The organism is Arthrobacter cavernae (assembly GCF_017368795.1).
Lineage (GTDB): Bacteria > Actinomycetota > Actinomycetes > Actinomycetales > Micrococcaceae > Arthrobacter > Arthrobacter cavernae.
Genome location: NZ_JAFNLL010000004.1, coordinates 1 through 17,435 on the forward strand (window position 1 = coordinate 1; position 17,435 = coordinate 17,435).

Here is a 17,435-nt window from a genome sequence, read left to right on the forward strand (position 1 = left end):
AGGGGGTGGGGTTGTGCTCGCCGTACACGGTGGCGGAGGAGGAGAAGACGATGGAGCGCACGCCGTGTTTGTCCATGGCCCGGAGCAGGTTCAGGGTTCCCACGATGTTGTTGTGGTAGTACGCCAGGGGCTGCTGGACGGATTCTCCCACGGCCTTGAGGCCGGCGAAGTGGATCACGGCGTCGATCCGGTGCTGCTCAAAAACCTGCTCGACGGCGGGCTCGTCCACGAGGTCCACCCGGTGGAAGGCCGCGGTCTTGCCGGTCAGTTCGGCGACCCGGCGGAGGGACTCCTCGCTGGAGTTCACCAGGTTGTCGATGACAACGACGTCGTGGCCGGCTTCCTGAAGGGACAGAACGGTGTGCGAGCCGATGTAGCCGGTGCCACCGGTGACAAGAATTCTCATGGTGACTACGCTAGCCGAAATCGGCGGCGCGCCGCTCCTGCATGAAGGCACGAGTGTGCTAAAAAATAGTCGTGCCCAAGATTGTTGATGCCGAAGCCCGGCGCCAGGAAGTTGTCGAAGCGGTCTTCCGGATCATCGCCGTCGATGGCCTCGAACGCGCATCCCTGCGCGAGGTTGCTGAGGAAGCCGGACTGGTGGTTGGCTCTGTCCGGCATTACTTCGCCAGCAGCGACGAGCTCCTGGTCCACTCGTTTTCGATCGTAGTCGACCGGATTCTCGGCCGGCTGGAGTCTTGCCTGGATGACGTCATAAGGCAGGAGCCAAGGACCGAAGCCCACCATGAGGCGGTGTTAACCCTTCTGGGCCAGTTCCTGCCCCTTGACGAGGAGCTCGCTGTGGATGCCTGCGTCTGGATGGCGTTCCGGAACGCGGCCAGGGTCAAGCCCGCGCTGGCCGAAGAGGCAGCCCGCAGCCACCGTGCGGTGGCGGCCGTCGTCGGGCGTCTCATCATGCACCTGATGCCGGCCGGCGGCGCCGGCCAGCAGGATCTGGTTACGGAGGCGGAACGGCTGCTGGCAACCCTGGACGGGCTCTGCATGCACGCCCTGCTCCAGCCCGAATGGATGACCGCTGAGGTCTGCCGCGACGTTCTCGCCTCCCATCTGACCGTATTCCACGGGGTTCCGCATTCCCGTTAACCTCCGGGCCCATCGGGAATAGACTGGAACTTGTCGGAAACATGCCAAGGGAGGCCTTCGGATGCACGATACAGGCGGCCAGGGATGGCGCATCACCATGGATACGTCCAGGCCCATGCTCATCGCTTTGTACGTGCGGGACGTTGCGGGCTTGGATGGTGCCGGAACACCCGCCTTGTGTCACGCAGCCCCCAAGGTCCGGCATGCCGACCACACCCACCTCACCGCCGAGGTGGGCGGGGTCCATGCCCTGAAGACGGAGTGGGAAGCCTGGTGGGAGCAACTGATCAAAGCCCACCCGGTCCCGGTGCCTGAGCTCACTCCGCCCGGTTTCAACGACTTCGGCAATTCACCGGCTCTGCAGCGTGTGCTGCAGGCCCACTTCGGCGCAGCCTTGGGCTGGGCCCGGGACCGCATTGACGAATACGCCGAGCTCGAGGCAGAACGCGTCGCCAGCGGCGCCACTCTGGTGCTGGGGGACATTGTGGAGGACCGGCTCCTGGAAGTCGGACGGGGTTCCCGGGACTTCAGCCTGACAATCATTGAGCTGCCGCTCAACGAGCCACGGGCCTGGTATCTGGAACCCGACAAGATGATCATGAGCCACAAGCTGCTCTCACAGCCCGATGTGTTCCGCAGCTACGTCCAGCCAGTCGTGGACATGCTCGCCTGAACGGCGCCGGGAGCGGCGCCCGGACGGCGGTGCCCGGACGGCAGACGCTATGTGGTGGGCGCGGAGACGGTGATCGTCACGGTGTCGGCTGCCGCTGCGGAGGCCTGCCAGCCCTTGCGTTCCTGCCGGTTCCACGTGTGGCCGTCCACGTCCACCTGGGTCACCGCCAGGGACTTGGCGTTCGCCACGGCCCACTGGGCAATTGCCCAGGCCTGGGGGCCCGTGGCATTGACCTGGACCGTGCGGCCCTGGGCGTCGGCTGCCACGGCGCCGAACGCCGTCGACATCCTGCTTTCAACATCGCTGGGGTCGCCGGCAGTCTCAGGCATCCGCAGGGTGCAGTCGAGCGATCCGTCGGAGTGGCCGGTCAGGGCCGAGGCGTAGGCCCGGCCCATCCCCTCATGCTGCGCATAGGCGTGCGGGAACGCAGAGCGCTGCACCAGCTGCGCGGCGTCGGTCACTTCCATGGCCTCGTAGCCGGGAACCTTGACCAGGCCATCGTAGAAGGCGTTCGTCGCGTACACCGGGTCCATGACCTGGGCTTCGGTGCCCCAGCCCTGGGACGGGCGCTGCTGGAACAGCCCGCGGGAATCGGGCCCGGCCTGGTCGCCGTGGTTGATGTTGCGCAGCCTGGACTCCTGCATGGCCGTGGCCAGCGCGATGCTTGCGGCGCGCGGCGGCAGGCCGCGCTGTACGGAGATCGCCGAGATCAGTGAGGCATTGGCCACCTGGTCCGTGGCCAGCTCGAAGGACTCCGAGCCGACGACGGCGACGCAGCGCTCCGAGACAAGGGTCTCGGAGCGCTGCAGTACAGCTACCACGGTGTAGATGGCGCCGGCCACGAGGGCCAGCGCCAGCACCAGGATGATTGTGCGGCGGAGCCGGTGCATCGTGTATCGCTTGCTAGTTGGCGTGCAGTGCTTCGTTCAGCTCCACGGTCTGGCCCTTACGCGGCAGGACTTCCACACCGCCCGTGGTGGAGTTGCGGCGGAACAGCAGGTTGGGAACACCGGAGAGTTCCACGGCCTTGACGATCGTGCTGGTGTCCTCGCCGTCGGCATCCTTCGGGCCGGGAATGCGCACACGGGTGCCGGCGGTGACGTAGAGGCCGGCCTCCACCACGGAGTCGTCGCCGATGCTGATGCCAACCCCGGAGTTGGCGCCGAGGAGCACACGCTCGCCCAGGGAGATCCGTTCCTTGCCGCCGCCGGACAGGGTGCCCATGATCGAGGCGCCGCCCCCGACGTCGGTGCCGTCACCGGCCACAACTCCTGCGGAGATGCGGCCTTCCACCATGGAGGTGCCCAGCGTGCCGGCGTTGAAGTTCACGAAGCCTTCGTGCATGACGGTGGTGCCCTCGGCGAGGTGGGCTCCCAGGCGGACGCGGTCGGCGTCGGCGATCCGGACGCCGGTGGGGACAACGTAGTCCACCATGCGCGGGAACTTGTCCACGCCGTAGACCACCACGGCGCCGCGCTTGCGCAGGCGGGCGCGGGTCAGTTCGAAGCCCTCGACGGCGGCGGGGCCGAAGTTGGTCCACACCACGTTGGGGAGCTTGCCGAAGATGCCGTCCAGGTTGATGCTGTTCGGCTGGACCAGGCGGTGCGAGAGGAGGTGCAGGCGCAGGTAGGCGTCGGCGGTGTCGGCCGGGGCGGCGTCGAGGTCGATCTGGACGAAGACGACCTTCTGCTCGGTGCCGCGATCGGCGTCCTTGCCGTCGGCGGCCAGTGCGGCCAGGCTTTCGTCGGCGTTCTCGACGTCGCGCAGGGCCTCTGCGGCAGTGCCCAGGGCCGGTGCCGGGAACCAGACGTCCAGCACGGTTGCTTCCCCGGTGGCCGAGGTGGCGATGGTGGCCAGGCCGAAGCCATAGGCGGAACGGTCGTTTGCGGGCACAGCGGAAGAAGCGGTTTCAGTCATGGCCCCAGTGTATCGAGAGCCCGCGGCTGCGTTGAAATGAGGGTGACCGGAGGCAGTCGCAATAACGGGGGATAAAGTGGACGCGTGACTGCTCAATCCGCCCCCGCCCTCCTTGACCTGCGCCAGGACGTTGCCCTGCTGACCGCCGCGCTGATCGACATCAACAGCGTTTCCGGCAACGAGACCGTGCTGGCCGACGCCATCGAGTCCGCACTGCGTTCGATCCCGGTCTACGAGGTGGTCCGCGACGGAGACGCCATCATTGCCCGCACCAACCTGGGGCACGCCGAACGGGTCATCCTGGCCGGACACCTGGACACCGTGCCGTTGCCGACCACCGAAGGATCCCGTGGCACCGTGCCGTCCCAGTGGGAATCCGGGATTCCGGGGGAGGGCGTGCTCTACGGCCGCGGCACCACGGACATGAAGGGCGGCGTGGCGGTGCAGCTTGCGCTCGCGGCGACCATGTTCGACGCCGGCGCGGAACCGGACAAGGACGTCACCTTTGTCTTCTACGACCATGAGGAAGTGGAAGCGGTCAAGAGCGGGCTGGGCCGGCTGGTCCGCAACCACGGCGAACTCCTCAACGGCGACTTCGCGATCCTGCTGGAGCCCACAGACGGCACCGTGGAGGGCGGCTGCAATGGCACTATCCGCTTTGAAGCGTCCACCACTGGCGAGGCAGCCCACTCTGCCCGGGCATGGATGGGGAGCAACGCCATCCATGCCGCGGCGCCCATCCTGGCCCGGCTGGCGGCCTACGAGCCGCAGACCATCAACGTGGATGGCCTGGACTACCGGGAAAGCCTCAACGCCGTGAAGATCAACGGCGGCACCGCGGGCAACGTCATCCCCGATCGCTGCGTCGTGGAGATCAACTACCGTTTTGCTCCGGACAAGACCCCGGACCAGGCCGAAGCCCACGTGCGGGAACTGCTGGACGGCTTCGACGTCGTCTGCACCGATGCCGCCGCCGGCGCCCGGCCCGGACTGAACCACCCTGCCGCCGCGTCCTTCGTGGCCGCAGTGGGAGCCGAGCCCAAGCCCAAATACGGCTGGACCGACGTCGCGCGCTTCAGCGAGCTGGGCATCCCCGCCGTGAACTTCGGCCCCGGCGACGCGCTGCTGGCACACAAGGACGATGAACACGTCGACGCCGACGCCATCCGCGAGTGCCTGCATGCACTCCGGACGTGGCTGGCCGGCTGACGGTCCGAACCAAGTCAAAAAGAAGGTCCGCAGCCGGGTGGCCGCGGACCTTCTTCTTTGGGGCTATTTCGGGCCGGCCGTTCCGAGCTCCAGGTCGACGGTCTCGACCGCCTTGGCGGTGCCACCCGCGGCCTTCTTGGTACCGCGGCGCTCGATCCAGATCGCCAGCCGGGAGACCGAGAGGTTGATCAGGATGTAGATGGCCGCGCCCACGAAGAACGCCGAGAACAGCAGGCTGGGCTCCAGGTCTGAAATCAGCTTGACCTTCCGCAGCAGTTCCTCGTACGCCACGATGTAGCCGAGGGAGGTGTCCTTCAACAGGACCACCAGCTGGGCTACCAGCGAGGGGAGCATGCGGCGGATAGCCTGGGGGAACTCGATGCTCATCCGTGACTGGAAGCTGCGCAGCCCGATGGCCAGGCCGGCCTCGCGCTGTCCCTTGGGGAGGGACTGGATGCCCGCCCGCAGGATCTCGGCGAAGATTGCCGCGTTGTAGAGGACCAGGCCGCTGACCACCGCCACGAAGGGACTGGTCGCGAAGACCAGCAGCACGAAGAGGATCATCAGGACCACTGGCATGCCACGCAGGAATTCCAGCACCACCTGGGTGGGGACCCGGATCCAGGAGATCAGGGAGATGCGCAGCAGGCACAGCGCCACGCCCAGCGGGAACGCGATGATGGCGGCCACGCCTGCGGCCTGCAAGGTGGCGAGGACACCCAGGCCGAGCTGGGTCCACACATCCTTGGCGGATTCGTTGACGAAGACTTCCCAGCGCGAGGCGTTGAAGATGCCCTGCGAAGAGAGGATGACGATGGCTCCCACCACGCCGCCGGTAATGATGATGGATCCGAGCACGGAGCCAATGAGCGAAATGCGGCGGGCCTTGGGGCCCGGTACGTCGTAGAGAACCGAAGTCATCGGGCAATCGCCACCTTTCGCTCGACAAAGTGGGCCAGGAGGCCCAGGGGCACGGTGATGAGCAGGTAGAAGAACGCCACACCGATCAGGATCCACATGACGGCATCACCACGGCTGTTGGACAGCTGGAGGCCATAACCGAAGAGTTCGAGGACGAAGAAGGCACCCGCAACGGATGAGTTCTTGACCAAGGCGATCATGATGTTGATGAGCGGCGGCACCACGGTGCGCAGGGCCTGAGGCAGGACGATGAATCCCAATACCTGGGCGAAGGTCATGCCAATGCTGCGGGCCGCCTCCGCCTGGCCTACCGGGACGCTGTTGACGCCGGACCGCACGGCCTCGGCCACAAACGCGGCGGTGTAGCTGCTGAGGGCAATGATGGCGGCGACTTCGAATTGCTCGAACTTGACGCCAAGCCGTGGGAGCACGATGGCTGAGAAAAAGAAAATGATGGTGAGGGGGGTGTTTCTGGCGACTTCAACGTAGAAAGTGCTGAAGCCCCGCAAAGCCGCGACCGGTGAGACGCGCATTGCGGCCAGGAGGGTGCCGAGGAGGAGTGCGATGACCCCCGAGACGACGGCTAGAAACAGGGTTCGGAGAAAGCCGTCCCAGTATTGCGGGAGGCTTTCGAAGATGGCGTCCATGGCTTCCTTCGGCTGCGGCGGAACAGGGAGTGGATCCTGGGTCGGCAGCTGCCGCCGTCACGGTCACGAAACGGCGGCAGCTGCCGGGTTCCGGCTAGTAGCGGTCGATCGTGGGGAGCGCGGGGACGGTCTTGATGACCTTGCCTGCCGTTGCTTCCCAGGCCTTCTTGTAGGTGTCGTCCTTCGCGAAGGCCTCAAGCTGGTCGTTGATCCAGTTGCGGAAGACCGTGTCTTCCTTCTTCAGGCCGATGCCGTAGGGCTCCTTGGTGAAGGTCTGGTCGGAAGCCAGCTTGAAGGCGTCCGGTTCCTTGTCCACATAGCCGGCCAGGATCACGTTGTCCGTGGTTACCGCAACAACCTGCTTGTTGCGCAGCGGCTCAAGGCAAGCGGTGTAGTTAGCGGCCGGAACCAGCTCGGCAGCATACTTGTCCACAATGGTCTTGGCCGGCGTGGAACCGGTGACGGAGCAGACCTTCTTGCCCGCGACATCTTCCGGCTTGGTGATGGAGGAATCGTCCTTGTTCACGAGCAGCGCCTGGCCGGCCTCGTAGTAGGGGCCTGCGAAGGAGACCTTCTGCTTGCGGGCGTCGTTGATCGTGTATGTTGCCACCACGATGTCGACCCGGCCCTGCTCAATGAAGGGTTCACGGTTCGCCGAGACTGTCTCGACCCACTCGATCTTGTCCGGAGTAATACCGAGCTTGGCAGCGATGGCCTTGCCGATTTCGACGTCGAAGCCTACCGGCTTGCCGTCCAGGCCCTTTTGGCCGAACAGCGGCTGGTCGAATTTGGTGCCGATGGTGATCTTGCCGGCCTGGCTCAGCTTCTCCATGGTGGTGCCGGCAGCGAAGCTGGGCTTGTCCACCGGGGGCGTGGTGGTGGTGCCGCCGCCACAGGCGCTCAGCGACAGTGCAAGCGCCGCGCCGGCCGCCACCAGGAGAGACTTCCTCCGGGTAATAAAAGCCTTCATGACATTCCTTTCATAGGGTGGCCGCCCTTGCGGCCTGGGTGCGATCTTGGGAACGTACTACTGGGTCAGGATCTTGGAGAGGAAATCCTTGGCGCGGTCGCTCTGGGGATTGGTGAAGAATTCCTCGGGCGTGGCGTCCTCCACGATCTGGCCGTCAGCCATGAAAAGAACGCGGTCGGCAGCCTTGCGCGCAAAGCCCATCTCGTGGGTCACCACGATCATGGTCATGCCTTCCTTGGCGAGCTGGATCATGACGTCCAGGACCTCGTTGATCATCTCGGGGTCAAGCGCCGAGGTGGGCTCGTCGAACAGCATGACCTTGGGCTTCATGGCCAGCGCACGGGCGATTGCCACGCGCTGTTGCTGGCCGCCGGACAGCTGGGCCGGCAGCTTGGGCGCCTGATGCCCGACGCCGACGCGCTCCAGGAGTGCCATGGCCTCCTTCTCCGCGGTTCCCTTGTCCATACCCTTGACCTTCATGGGCCCCAGGGTGACGTTCTGCAGGATCGTCTTGTGCGCGAAGAGGTTGAAGGACTGGAAGACCATCCCGACGTCGGCCCGAAGGCGGGCAAGGTCCTTGCCTTCCTCCGGAAGCTTCTTGCCGTCGATCGAGATGTCGCCGACGTCGATGGTTTCCAGGCGGTTGATGGCACGGCACAGCGTGGACTTGCCCGAACCGGAGGGGCCGATGACCACTACCACTTCGCCCTTGTTCACCTGCAGGTTGATGTCCTTGAGTACATGGAGCTGACCGTAGTGCTTGTTGACGCCATTCAGGGAGACGAGAGCTTCGCCGGACACTTGTGTAGTCATAGGAAGAATCTAGCGAAGAATGTGGCGTTTATGAGCCGGATCATGCCACAACCCTCCAGATCGTGACTGAACAGAAACCTCCTGTGCAGGCGTAGATCAGCTTGCAATGCAGATTGGCGCTGTGCCGAAGCCAAGCAGGCTTGCATCCGCGCTAGCCTTGGGCAATGAGCACCAACCAGCCTCCAGTTCCCACTCCAGACGCCAATGGCCGCGCAGCAGCCGGGCCCGCAGCCGTTCCGGCCGCCGAGGTCCCGGCCAGGCACCAGGGGGCCTTGGAGCTGCGGCGCCAACAGGCGACCGGTGGGATGTCCGACCAGTATTTGCTGGACGCGCGTGGCCCCGGACAGTTCATCCACCAGGACCCGTGGCGGGTCCTGCGCATCCAGAGTGAATTTGTGGAAGGGTTCGGTGCCCTCGCCGATCTCGGTCCCGCGGTCAGCGTGTTCGGCTCCGCCCGCACGAAGCCCGGCAGCGAGTACTACGAGATGGGCGTGGAGGTGGGGCGCCATCTGGCCGAAGCCGGCGTCGCCGTGATCACCGGGGGTGGCCCCGGGTCCATGGAGGCCGCGAACAAAGGCGCCGTGGAAGGCAATGGGGTTTCCGTCGGGCTTGGCATCGAACTGCCGTTCGAACAGGGTCTCAACCGCTGGGTGGACCTGGGGATCAACTTCCGGTACTTCTTTGCCCGCAAGACCATGTTCGTCAAATACGCGCAGGGCTTCGTGGTGCTTCCCGGCGGACTGGGCACCCTTGACGAGCTGTTCGAGGCCATGGTCCTGGTGCAGACCCGCAAGGTGACATCGTTCCCGATCGTGCTGCTCGGTGTCCGCTTCTGGGGGCCCATGATCGAGTGGCTCAGGGAAACGCTCGTTGCCGAGGGGATGGTGTCCGAGAAGGACCTTGACCTGATCCAGCTCGTGGACGAGCCCGCCGACGCCGTGCACCGGGTGCTGCACGGCGTCCCGAGGCCCGCAGGCGCCAACGGAGACCAGCGCCCGGAATAGCAGGCCGCGGTTTCTGGCACGATGGGTGCTGTGAGCTTCTTCCTGGTTTTCCTCGCGATCGTCCTCCTCGGCGCCGCACTGGCCTTCGGCGTCGGGATCGCCCGGACCGGGCGGTCTTTCGGTGCGGGACTGGACGAGCCGGTGCCGAACCTGCCGCCGGTCCTGCTGCCGGCTCAGGCCACGGCGCCCGACGTCGACCGCGTGCGTTTCGCCCTCGGGCTGCGGGGGTACCGGATGGACCAGGTGGACCAGGTCCTCGATGATCTGCGCGAGCAACTCGCGGCCAAGGACCGGGAAATAGAGCGGCTGGGCAGTCTTCGGGAACCGGACGGTCTTCGGGACAAGGAAGCGGAGACGGGCGGGACCGCCCCGTGAGCCCTTCCGCACCGCCGAAACATGAGCCGGTGGGTCCCACGGAGGGTTTGGGGCGTGTCATTTCGGGTGCGGCGGCGCGCATGGCCCGCTGGCCATGGTGGCTCCAGACCACCCTTGTCTATGTGGCCGCGCGGCTGCTCAGTGCCTGCATCTTCATGGCGGCGGCCCTGCAGCAGGGGACCAACCCCTGGTTTGGGCCCGGGCCTGATTACTGGAACTTCATCTACATCTGGGACTCCCAGTGGTACACACGGATCGTCTACGACGGCTATTCGTCCACGCTCCCCGTCAACGAGCAGGGCGATGTCCAGGAAAACGCCTGGGCGTTCTACGCACTGTTCCCCTTCCTGGCCCGCGGCCTTGGCGCCATCGTCGGGGTTCCACCGCACCACATGCTGGTGGTCATCGCCATGCTCGCCGGGCTCGGTGCTGCGCTCGTGGTCTACAGGCTCTTCCTGCAATTCGCCGCGCACCGGCCGGCCCTCTGGGGGGTTGTCTTCTTCTCCGTATTCCCGGTGTCGGCCATACTGCAGGTTCCCTACGCTGAATCGCTGAATCTCCTGCTGCTCGCCGGTGCGCTGCTGCTGGTGGTGCGTCGCCGGTACGTGGCCGCCATGCCCGTGGTGCTGCTGATGTGCCTGTCCAGGCCCACCGGCGTGCCTTTCGCGGCCATGATGGGCTTCCTGCTGCTGCACCGGCTCTGGCTGAGGTTCGCTCCCCGCCGGCCGGAGGACCTGCCTCCGGTCCGGGAACTCGCCTCGCTTGCGGCCCTGGTGCTGGTGAGCGGGCTGGGGGCCCTCGCCTGGCCGGCCATCGCCTGGGCCACAACAGGGGATCCCGCCGCCTACACGCGCACCGAAACCGTGTGGCGCGGACACGACCTCGTGCCGTTCAAGCCCTGGTTCGACACCGGGCGGATGCTGTTCGGCCCGGTCCTGGGAATCATGGCCCCGTTTGTCTTCGCCGGGCTCTTCGCCCTGCTGATGGTCTCCCGCCCCGTCCGGGCGCTGGGCGTGGAACTGCGGCTGTGGTGCACCTGCTACATGGGCTACCTGCTGGTGTTCCTGCACCCGCAGACCAGCACTTTCCGCATGTTGCTGCCGCTGTTCCCGCTGGCACTGAGCGCGGCGCTTCTCTCGCGCTCGAAGGCGTACCGGGGAACCGTCGTCGTGATGTTTTCGCTGCTCCAGATAGTCTGGATCGTCTGGCTGTGGGCCTGGGCGCAGCTCCCGGGAGGCGGCGACTATCCGCCCTGATCCGCCCCTCATAGCAGTGACCCAGGCCACGAACAAAGCCCGGACAAAAAGTACAACGATTAGCTACGGGCGGGTAAGTACGGGATAATGGAGTGCAAGCAGGGACAAAGCACCCATGGGTGCTCAGTCACGGAGGCTGCCAAAACAGCGCCATCGGGGCTGCAGTTGTGACGCGGACCCAGCCCGGCCGGGCTGGAGTGATCTGGGACAAATGGAGGGGATTTTCCTAATGGCGGCTATGAAACCACGTACTGGCGACGGCCCTATGGAAGTAACCAAAGAGGGCCGCAGCCTGATCATGCGTGTGCCGCTCGAGGGCGGAGGTCGGCTTGTGGTCGAGCTCAACGCAGCAGAAGCGGCGAACCTCAAGGAATGCCTCGTGGGCGTTACCGAATAGATTCGCTGGGGCAGGGCCCGGCCAGCGCCGGCGCCCTGCCTTCATGTTTAAGAACCGAACCAGCCCGGGTGCCGAAGCGCCCGGCCGGGCTATTTCTTGACGGCCACCAGCAGGCCGTTGCCGGTGGGGAGCATGGCGGAGGCAAGACGGTCGTCGTCGCGGATGGCCCTGCCCACCTGGCGCAGCACCACCGTGGTGGAATCCCGGGCGGCAGGGTTGGACACGCGGTCCTTGTCCAGGGCGTCGTTGATGACCAGGGTGCCGCCGGACTTGAGCAGCCGGATGGCCTGCTCCACATAGCCGGGGAAGTTGGGCTTGTCCGCATCGATGAACACAAGGTCATAAGCTGCGTCGGTGAGCCTGGGCAGCACGTCCGCGGCGCGGCCGGAAATCGTCCGCGTGCGGTTCGCCGGGCTGCCGGACTCCAGGAATGCCTCGCGGGCGGCCTTGAGGTGTTCGACGTCGACGTCGATGGTGGTGAGCACGGCCTGCGGGCTGAGCCCACGCAGCAGGCACACGCCGGACACGCCCGCACCCGAGCCGACTTCCACCACGGTCTGGGCCTTGGAGGCGGCGGCAAGCACGGTAAGCACCGCTCCGACCCCTGCGCTGATGGGAGTCACTCCGAGCTCGAAGGAGCGTTCCCGGGCACGCAGCAACACGTCATCCTCGGCAGGCAGATCTTCCGCATAGGACCAGCTGGTTGACTTGTCGGCGCTCATGTAGGGGTTCGCTCTCCGCGGCTCGGGGGTGTTTATAACAGACTACTGTGTCCGGCCCGGGCGCCCGGCGTTCCGGGCCCGGGGGCGGATGTGTTGCGTACCCGTTCGCCCTGCGGGGAATGGGCCTCTCGGTCAGGAAATTCCCAGACAAACTTGGGATGATGTATGTCTGGCCATCCAGGTGGTGGGCGGCACCGAACTACTGGTGACACACAGTTTGAGGGGAGCGGACGATGCCGGCATTAATTGCTGCGCCAGTCCAGACAACAGACGCCGCGGACGCGGCGGCCAGCGACTGGGTCACGCCCAGCTGGGAGGACGTGGTTGCCAACCACTCCGCCAAGGTTTACCGCCTTGCCTACCGCTTGACCGGCAACAAGTTCGACGCCGAAGATCTCACCCAGGAAGTGTTCGTGCGGGTGTTCCGCTCGCTGGAAAACTTCAAGCCCGGTACGCTGGACGGCTGGCTGCACCGCATCACCACCAACCTCTTCCTGGACCAGGCCCGGCGCAAGAGCAGGATCCGCTTCGACGCCCTGGCCGAGGACGCCGAGTCGCGGCTGCCCGGCCGGGAACCGGGCCCGGAACAAAGCTTTGAGCACAACAACCTGGACCTCGACGTCCAGCGCGCCCTGGAGGAACTGCCGCCGGACTTCCGCGCCGCCGTCGTGCTGTGCGATCTTGAGGGACTCTCCTATGACGAGGTCGCGGAGGCGCTCGGCGTGAAGCTGGGGACCGTCAGGTCCCGGATCCACCGGGGCCGCACGATGCTGCGCGACAAGCTGGCGCACCGTGATCCCCGCCCGCTGGCGGCCCGGAAGCCGCGCCTGAAAATGCCGCGCATCGCCGGCATCCTGTAAGCCCCGATGGGTCAGCGGAAACGACTTCCCGGTGGCTGGTCCCGGAAACTGACTGCCCTGCGGCACAGCCGCAAACCCGGGCACCTGCAGGGCTGTTCCCAGTGCATGTCCGCCGTGCGCCGGGAACGCCAGTACCTGGAACGCCTGCGCGGCGCCGCCGTGCCTGCGGCCAGCCAGGACCTGGCAGCCCGCCTGATCCAGCACACCCAGCGCCTCGCCCAGGAACTTGCCCAGGAACCGGTCCAGGTGCCGCGCCGCGGTGCCTGGCACGGCATCCGCATCGCGGCCGTGGCCACAGGGGGCCTGGCCGTCAGTGCGGGCGTCTTGGCCGTGGCCGCCTACGCCGTGGCGGGGGATCCGTCGCCGGAGGCCGCGCTGCCGGGACAACGTGGCGCCGGGAGCATGGTGGGCGCCGCGGTGGACGGCGCCACCGCACGGCATGCCGCCGCTGCCATCCTGCCGAAGTTCAGTGCGGGGACAATTGTCAGCCTGAGTGCCGAACAGCTGGAGGGCCTGCGCGGCGAGGGTTGGGCCTGCCCCGAACTTGCCGGTCTGGGCTTCCAGTTGGTCTCCGCGCACGCCTCCTTGCGCGAGGGACATCCCTCCGTGGAACTGCGGCTCCGGAGCGGCCAGTACCACGCCACCGTCATCGAGGAGCACCTCGACGGCCCGGCAGGCAGTGGCAACGCTGAACTGTCCGTCACGCAGGGAACTCCGTGGGCAGCCGTCTACAGGACCTCCGCGGCCGTGCTCAGCTACACCTCCGATCTGCCCGCGGAACAGGCCGACAACGCCGTCCCGGAACTGGTACGGGCCGGCGATTCACTGCATTCGGAGGTCCAGGTGTCCGATCCCGAGACCTGGCTGGAACGCCTGCTCCGGGGGCTCCGGACACTTGCCCGCCCCGCCGGTTTATGAGCGGCACCACAGACAAGGTAATCTTCGTAGCGTGTTTGGAATCAACGGCCCGGAGTTCATCCTCCTCCTGATCATCGGCGTACTCGTGATCGGTCCCAGCCGCTTGCCCGAATACACCCAGAAGCTGGCGAATCTGGTGAAGGAAGTCCGGCGCATGGCCTCGGGCGCCCGGGAGCAGATCAAGGAAGAAGTCGGCATCGACATCGATGAAGTCGACTGGAAGAAATACGATCCGCGCCAGTACGATCCGCGCCGGATCATCAAGGATGCCCTCCTTGATGACGACTCGAAACTGCTCAGCGCCGGCGCCCCTGCAGCTGTGGTGGCGGCTGCCGCCGCAGTGGCTACGGCCGGAACCGCTGCCGGCGAGCCCAAGACTCCCGCCCGGACCATCGAGCGGCTGCCCGACGGCGAACACGCACCGTTCGACTCAGAAGCCACCTAAGGCCCACAGGGCCTGCTAGCGCGGCTGGATGCCCAGCGGCATGCCGGAGAGCCCGCGGGGCCTGGTGGCCAGCTGCCCCGCGATGCCCGCGAGAGCCTGCGCTGCGGCCGTCCCAGGGGCATCCAGGACCACCGGCCGGCCGGCGTCGCCGCCTTCACGCAGCCGGATGTCCAGGGGGATCTGGCCCAACAGGGGAACGTCGCTGCCCACGACGGCGCTCAGCCGTTCGGCGAGCACGGCGCCGCCGCCGCTTCCGAACAGTTCCATCCTGCCGCCGTCGGGCATTTCCAGGAATGACATGTTCTCGATGACGCCAGCCAGTTTCTGGCCGGTCTGCGTGGCGATGGTGCCCGCCCGCTCGGCCACATCCGCGGCCGCGGCCTGCGGAGTGGTCACCACCAGGATCTCGGCGCTGGGCAGCAGCTGCGCCACCGAGATCGCGATGTCACCGGTGCCCGGCGGCAGGTCGAGGAACAGGGCGTCCAGGTCGCCGAAGTAGACGTCGGTGAGGAACTGCTCCAGGGCCCGGTGCAGCATGGGGCCGCGCCAGGCAACAGGCTGGTTGCCGGTGACGAACATGCCGATCGAAATGACCTTCACGCCATAGGCGACCGGCGGCAGGATCATGTCGTCCACCTGCGTGGGCTTCTGCGTGATGCCCATCAGGGAGGGAACGGAGAAGCCGTGGACGTCGGCGTCCACGATGCCCACGCGAAGCCCCTGCGCGGCCAGCGCGCAGGCAAGGTTGACGGTCACCGAGGATTTGCCGACCCCGCCCTTGCCGCTCGCGACGGCGAACACTTTCGTCAGCGAACCGGGCTGGGCGAAGGGGACGCCGCGCTGGCCGCCCGGGCCGCGCAGCCGTTCCTTGAGGGCGTTGCGCTGCTCCGGGCTCATGACCTTCAGTTCGACCTCGACGCCGGACACGCCCGGAACCTTGGACAGCGCCGCAGTGGCATCGGCGGTGATGGTGTCGCGCAGCGGGCAGCCCGCGATGGTCAGGAGCACTGCCAGGCGGACGATGCCGTCCGCGGAGGCGGCCACGGAGTCCACCATGCCCAGTTCGGTGATGGGACGGCGGAGTTCCGGGTCGATGACGGTTTCCAGGGCAGCATTCAGTGCCTCGGAGGATGGGGTGCTCATGCGGTCAGGACCGGCTTTCTGGCTGTTCTGGTGCTGGAGTGGTTGCGGCGTGCTGCGGGCGGACCTTGGGGATCTGCTGCGTGCGCGGGCCGCGTTGCTTGTCCCGCTTCTCCTTGAGCTTGTCCTTGACCTTCTCGCGCGGGCTCTCGCCGGCCTTGGCGTCGTTGGTGCCGTGGGCGCGCATCTCCTCCTGGGCCTCGAGCATGTCCTCCAGGAGCGTGCGGAGCTCGGCGCGGACGTAGTCACGGGTGGCCACTTCGCGCAGGGCGATGCGCAGCGAGGCCAGCTCACGGGTGAGGTACTCGGTGTCCGCGAGGTTCCGGGCGGCCTGCTGGCGATCCTGCTGCAGGGAGACCCGGTCGCGGTCGTCCTGGCGGTTCTGGGCCAGCAGCAGCAGGGGAGCGGCGTAGGAGGCCTGCAGGGACAGCATGAGCGTCAGCAGGGTGTAGCCCAGGGCCTGGGAGTCGAACTGCCAGGTCTCCGGGGCGAAGGTGTTCCAGACGATCCAGAAGACGCAGAAGATCGTCATGTAGACCAGGAAGGTCGGCGTGCCCATGAAGCGGGCGAAGCCTTCCGTGGCGTGGCCGAAGGCGTCCGGGTTGGGCGAGAACTTCGGCAGGATACGCTGGCGTCCGCTCAGCGGTGTATCGAGGCTTCCTTTGCCGACGGCTTTGCCGGCACGCCGCACGCCGGAGCTCTTTGCTGTGGTGATATCAGCCAATGCGGCCTCCAAGCTTCCTTACAGGGGCGGCATCCTCGTGGGCGCGCCAGTCATCCGGCAACAGGTGATCCAGCACGTCATCAACAGTCACCGCCCCCACAAGGCGTCCGTCGTCGTTGACGACGGGGAGGCAGTTCAGGTTGTAGGTGGCCAGGGTACGGGCCACCTCGCTGATGTGGGCCTGGTCCGAGACAGGCTCCAGGTTCTTGTCCACCAGGTTGCCCAGGGGTTCCGGCGGCGGGTAGCGGAGCAGTTGCTGGAAATGCACGACCCCCAGGAACCGCCCGGTGGGGGTCTCCAGCGGCGGCCGTGCGATGAAGATCGAGGATGCCAACGCGGGGGACAGTTCCTCGCGCCGGACGTGCGCCAGGGCCTCGGCCACGGTCGCCTCCGGGGGCAGGATGACCGGGACGGGCGTCATGAGGCCGCCGGCCGTGTCCTCGTCGTATTCGAGCAGGCGGCGGACGTCCTCGGCTTCCTCCGGCTCCATGAGGCGGAGCAGTTCCTCGGCCTGGGCGGTGGGGAGTTCGGCGAGGAGGTCGGCGGCGTCGTCGGGGTCCATTTCCTCCAGGACGTCCGCGGCGCGTTCGACGTCCAGGGCGGAGAGGATCTCCACCTGGTCGTCCTCGGGCATTTCCTGGAGCACATCGGCCAGGCGTTCGTCCTGGAGTTCGCTGGCGACCTCGAAGCGGCGCTTGTCGCTCATCTCCTGCAAGGCCTCGGCGAAGTCGGCCGGCTTGAGGTCCTCGTGGGTGGCAACGAACTGCGTGGCGGCCTGCGGCTCGGTCCGGGCACCCTGGCGGGCGTCGGCCCAGTCGATGATCAGGGTCTCGTTGCGGCGCAGCCTGCTGAGCGGGGAGAGGGAGTGGCCCCGGCGGACGAACAGTTTGCTGACCAACCAGTCGCGGGAGCGCTGCTGGTCCATGGCGATGTCTTCGATGGTGGCGTCGCCGCTGCCGTCGGCCAGGGTGACGCGGCGGTCGAACATCTCGGCCACCACCAGGGTTTCTGCGCCGCGCTGCTCGAAGCGGCGCAGGTTCACCAGCCCGGTGCAGATGATCTGGGTCTGGTCGATTGAGGTAATGCGCGTCATGGGAACGAAGACGCGCTTCTTGCCCGGGACCTCGACGACGATGCCCACCACGTGCGGGGCGCCGCGGGTCCCGCGGGAGAGCACCACGACGTCGCGCAGCCGGCCCAGACGGTCGCCCAAAGGGTCGAAGACGTCCAGTCCGAGAAGGCGCGCAACAAAGACGCGTGAGGGATGTGTGCTCATTCTTACAGGCTACCGAGTCTGCTCTCTTTTAGCTGAATTTCAGCCGCTACACATGCACATGGGA

The 17,435-nt window shown here is 66.5% G+C and carries 21 protein-coding genes; 10 read left to right on the top strand and 11 right to left on the bottom strand.

Annotation, left to right across the window (positions count from 1 at the left end):
- Nucleotides 1-406 (bottom strand): SDR family NAD(P)-dependent oxidoreductase (locus tag J1902_RS01845; protein WP_207614566.1); only part of this gene is annotated, 406 nt, incomplete at its 3' end.
- 71 nt (nt 407-477) lie between these two features.
- Here J1902_RS01845 and J1902_RS01850 point away from each other — a divergent pair.
- The gene (locus J1902_RS01850; protein ID WP_207614567.1) at nt 478-1,104 is read left to right on the top strand and encodes a TetR/AcrR family transcriptional regulator; all 627 of its coding nucleotides are present in this window, start codon (nt 478-480) and stop codon (nt 1,102-1,104) included.
- Nucleotides 1,105-1,165: 61 nt separating this feature from the next.
- Nucleotides 1,166-1,777: a hypothetical protein gene (locus J1902_RS01855; RefSeq protein ID WP_207614568.1), complete on the top strand. Its 612-nt coding sequence runs from the start codon at nt 1,166-1,168 to the stop codon at nt 1,775-1,777.
- Nucleotides 1,778-1,824: 47 nt separating this feature from the next.
- Here J1902_RS01855 and J1902_RS01860 read toward each other — a convergent pair whose 3' ends face one another.
- Both J1902_RS01860 and dapD read right to left on the bottom strand, forming a co-directional pair.
- The gene (locus tag J1902_RS01860; RefSeq protein WP_207614569.1) at nt 1,825-2,667 is read right to left on the bottom strand and encodes a transglycosylase SLT domain-containing protein; all 843 of its coding nucleotides are present in this window, start codon (nt 2,665-2,667) and stop codon (nt 1,825-1,827) included.
- Nucleotides 2,668-2,680: 13 nt separating this feature from the next.
- A complete protein-coding gene (dapD, locus tag J1902_RS01865; protein ID WP_207614570.1) occupies nt 2,681-3,694 on the bottom strand; it encodes a 2,3,4,5-tetrahydropyridine-2,6-dicarboxylate N-succinyltransferase in 1,014 nt (337 codons plus the stop codon).
- Nucleotides 3,695-3,778: 84 nt separating this feature from the next.
- Here dapD and dapE point away from each other — a divergent pair, with 84 nt between their 5' ends.
- Nucleotides 3,779-4,903 (top strand): succinyl-diaminopimelate desuccinylase, encoded by a 1,125-nt coding sequence (gene dapE / locus J1902_RS01870; protein WP_207614571.1) that lies wholly within the window; start codon nt 3,779-3,781, stop codon nt 4,901-4,903.
- A 63-nt stretch (nt 4,904-4,966) separates the two neighbouring features.
- On the opposite strand, the gene J1902_RS01875 is transcribed toward dapE, so the two are convergent.
- The 4 genes from J1902_RS01875 to J1902_RS01890 form a co-directional block, all read right to left on the bottom strand.
- Complete coding sequence (locus J1902_RS01875) at nt 4,967-5,824, bottom strand: amino acid ABC transporter permease (RefSeq protein WP_207614572.1); 858 nt, start codon at nt 5,822-5,824, stop codon at nt 4,967-4,969.
- A complete protein-coding gene (locus tag J1902_RS01880; RefSeq protein WP_207614573.1) occupies nt 5,821-6,471 on the bottom strand; it encodes an amino acid ABC transporter permease in 651 nt (216 codons plus the stop codon). The genes J1902_RS01875 and J1902_RS01880 overlap by 4 nt, the downstream gene beginning before the upstream one ends.
- Before the next feature lie 94 nt (nt 6,472-6,565).
- Nucleotides 6,566-7,441 carry a glutamate ABC transporter substrate-binding protein gene (locus J1902_RS01885; RefSeq protein ID WP_207614574.1) on the bottom strand — a complete coding sequence of 292 codons (876 nt, stop codon included), beginning with the start codon at nt 7,439-7,441 and terminating at the stop codon, nt 6,566-6,568.
- Nucleotides 7,442-7,498: 57 nt separating this feature from the next.
- Entirely contained in the window at nt 7,499-8,254 is a 756-nt protein-coding gene (locus J1902_RS01890) for an amino acid ABC transporter ATP-binding protein (RefSeq protein WP_207614575.1), read from the bottom strand.
- A 164-nt stretch (nt 8,255-8,418) separates the two neighbouring features.
- Here J1902_RS01890 and J1902_RS01895 point away from each other — a divergent pair, with 164 nt between their 5' ends.
- From J1902_RS01895 to J1902_RS01910, 4 genes are all read left to right on the top strand, one after another.
- Nucleotides 8,419-9,258, top strand: coding sequence for an LOG family protein (locus J1902_RS01895; RefSeq protein WP_207614576.1), 840 nt, complete (start codon nt 8,419-8,421; stop codon nt 9,256-9,258).
- A 21-nt stretch (nt 9,259-9,279) separates the two neighbouring features.
- Nucleotides 9,280-9,633 carry a DivIVA domain-containing protein gene (locus tag J1902_RS01900; protein ID WP_207614577.1) on the top strand — a complete coding sequence of 118 codons (354 nt, stop codon included), beginning with the start codon at nt 9,280-9,282 and terminating at the stop codon, nt 9,631-9,633.
- Between the two features lie 80 nt (nt 9,634-9,713).
- On the top strand, nt 9,714-10,889 hold the full coding sequence (locus tag J1902_RS01905; protein WP_207614578.1) for a putative hexosyltransferase: 1,176 nt from the start codon (nt 9,714-9,716) through the stop codon (nt 10,887-10,889).
- 229 nt (nt 10,890-11,118) lie between these two features.
- The gene (locus J1902_RS01910; RefSeq protein ID WP_009357720.1) at nt 11,119-11,286 is read left to right on the top strand and encodes a DUF3117 domain-containing protein; all 168 of its coding nucleotides are present in this window, start codon (nt 11,119-11,121) and stop codon (nt 11,284-11,286) included.
- A gap of 89 nt (nt 11,287-11,375) precedes the next feature.
- Here J1902_RS01910 and J1902_RS01915 read toward each other — a convergent pair whose 3' ends face one another.
- Nucleotides 11,376-12,008 carry an O-methyltransferase gene (locus J1902_RS01915; protein ID WP_207614579.1) on the bottom strand — a complete coding sequence of 211 codons (633 nt, stop codon included), beginning with the start codon at nt 12,006-12,008 and terminating at the stop codon, nt 11,376-11,378.
- A 233-nt stretch (nt 12,009-12,241) separates the two neighbouring features.
- Here J1902_RS01915 and sigE point away from each other — a divergent pair, with 233 nt between their 5' ends.
- The 3 genes from sigE (at nt 12,242) to J1902_RS01930 (ending at nt 14,231) form a co-directional block, all read left to right on the top strand.
- Nucleotides 12,242-12,868, top strand: a complete 627-nt coding sequence (gene sigE / locus J1902_RS01920) for an RNA polymerase sigma factor SigE (protein ID WP_207614580.1) — start codon at nt 12,242-12,244, stop codon at nt 12,866-12,868.
- A 105-nt stretch (nt 12,869-12,973) separates the two neighbouring features.
- Nucleotides 12,974-13,786, top strand: a complete 813-nt coding sequence (locus tag J1902_RS01925; RefSeq protein WP_242701502.1) for a hypothetical protein — start codon at nt 12,974-12,976, stop codon at nt 13,784-13,786.
- A gap of 31 nt (nt 13,787-13,817) precedes the next feature.
- Nucleotides 13,818-14,231, top strand: coding sequence for a twin-arginine translocase TatA/TatE family subunit (locus J1902_RS01930; protein ID WP_207614581.1), 414 nt, complete (start codon nt 13,818-13,820; stop codon nt 14,229-14,231).
- A gap of 15 nt (nt 14,232-14,246) precedes the next feature.
- Here the strand turns inward: J1902_RS01930 and J1902_RS01935 are convergent, their stop codons facing one another.
- From J1902_RS01935 to J1902_RS01945, 3 genes are read right to left on the bottom strand one after another with little or no spacing between them, the layout of a single operon-like run.
- Nucleotides 14,247-15,374 carry an Mrp/NBP35 family ATP-binding protein gene (locus J1902_RS01935; protein ID WP_207614582.1) on the bottom strand — a complete coding sequence of 376 codons (1,128 nt, stop codon included), beginning with the start codon at nt 15,372-15,374 and terminating at the stop codon, nt 14,247-14,249.
- A gap of 4 nt (nt 15,375-15,378) precedes the next feature.
- A complete protein-coding gene (locus tag J1902_RS01940) occupies nt 15,379-16,107 on the bottom strand; it encodes a DUF1003 domain-containing protein (RefSeq protein ID WP_372434316.1) in 729 nt (242 codons plus the stop codon).
- Nucleotides 16,088-17,371 (bottom strand): magnesium transporter MgtE N-terminal domain-containing protein, encoded by a 1,284-nt coding sequence (locus tag J1902_RS01945; protein WP_207614584.1) that lies wholly within the window; start codon nt 17,369-17,371, stop codon nt 16,088-16,090. The genes J1902_RS01940 and J1902_RS01945 overlap by 20 nt, the downstream gene beginning before the upstream one ends.
- Nucleotides 17,372-17,435: the final 64 nt, after the last annotated feature.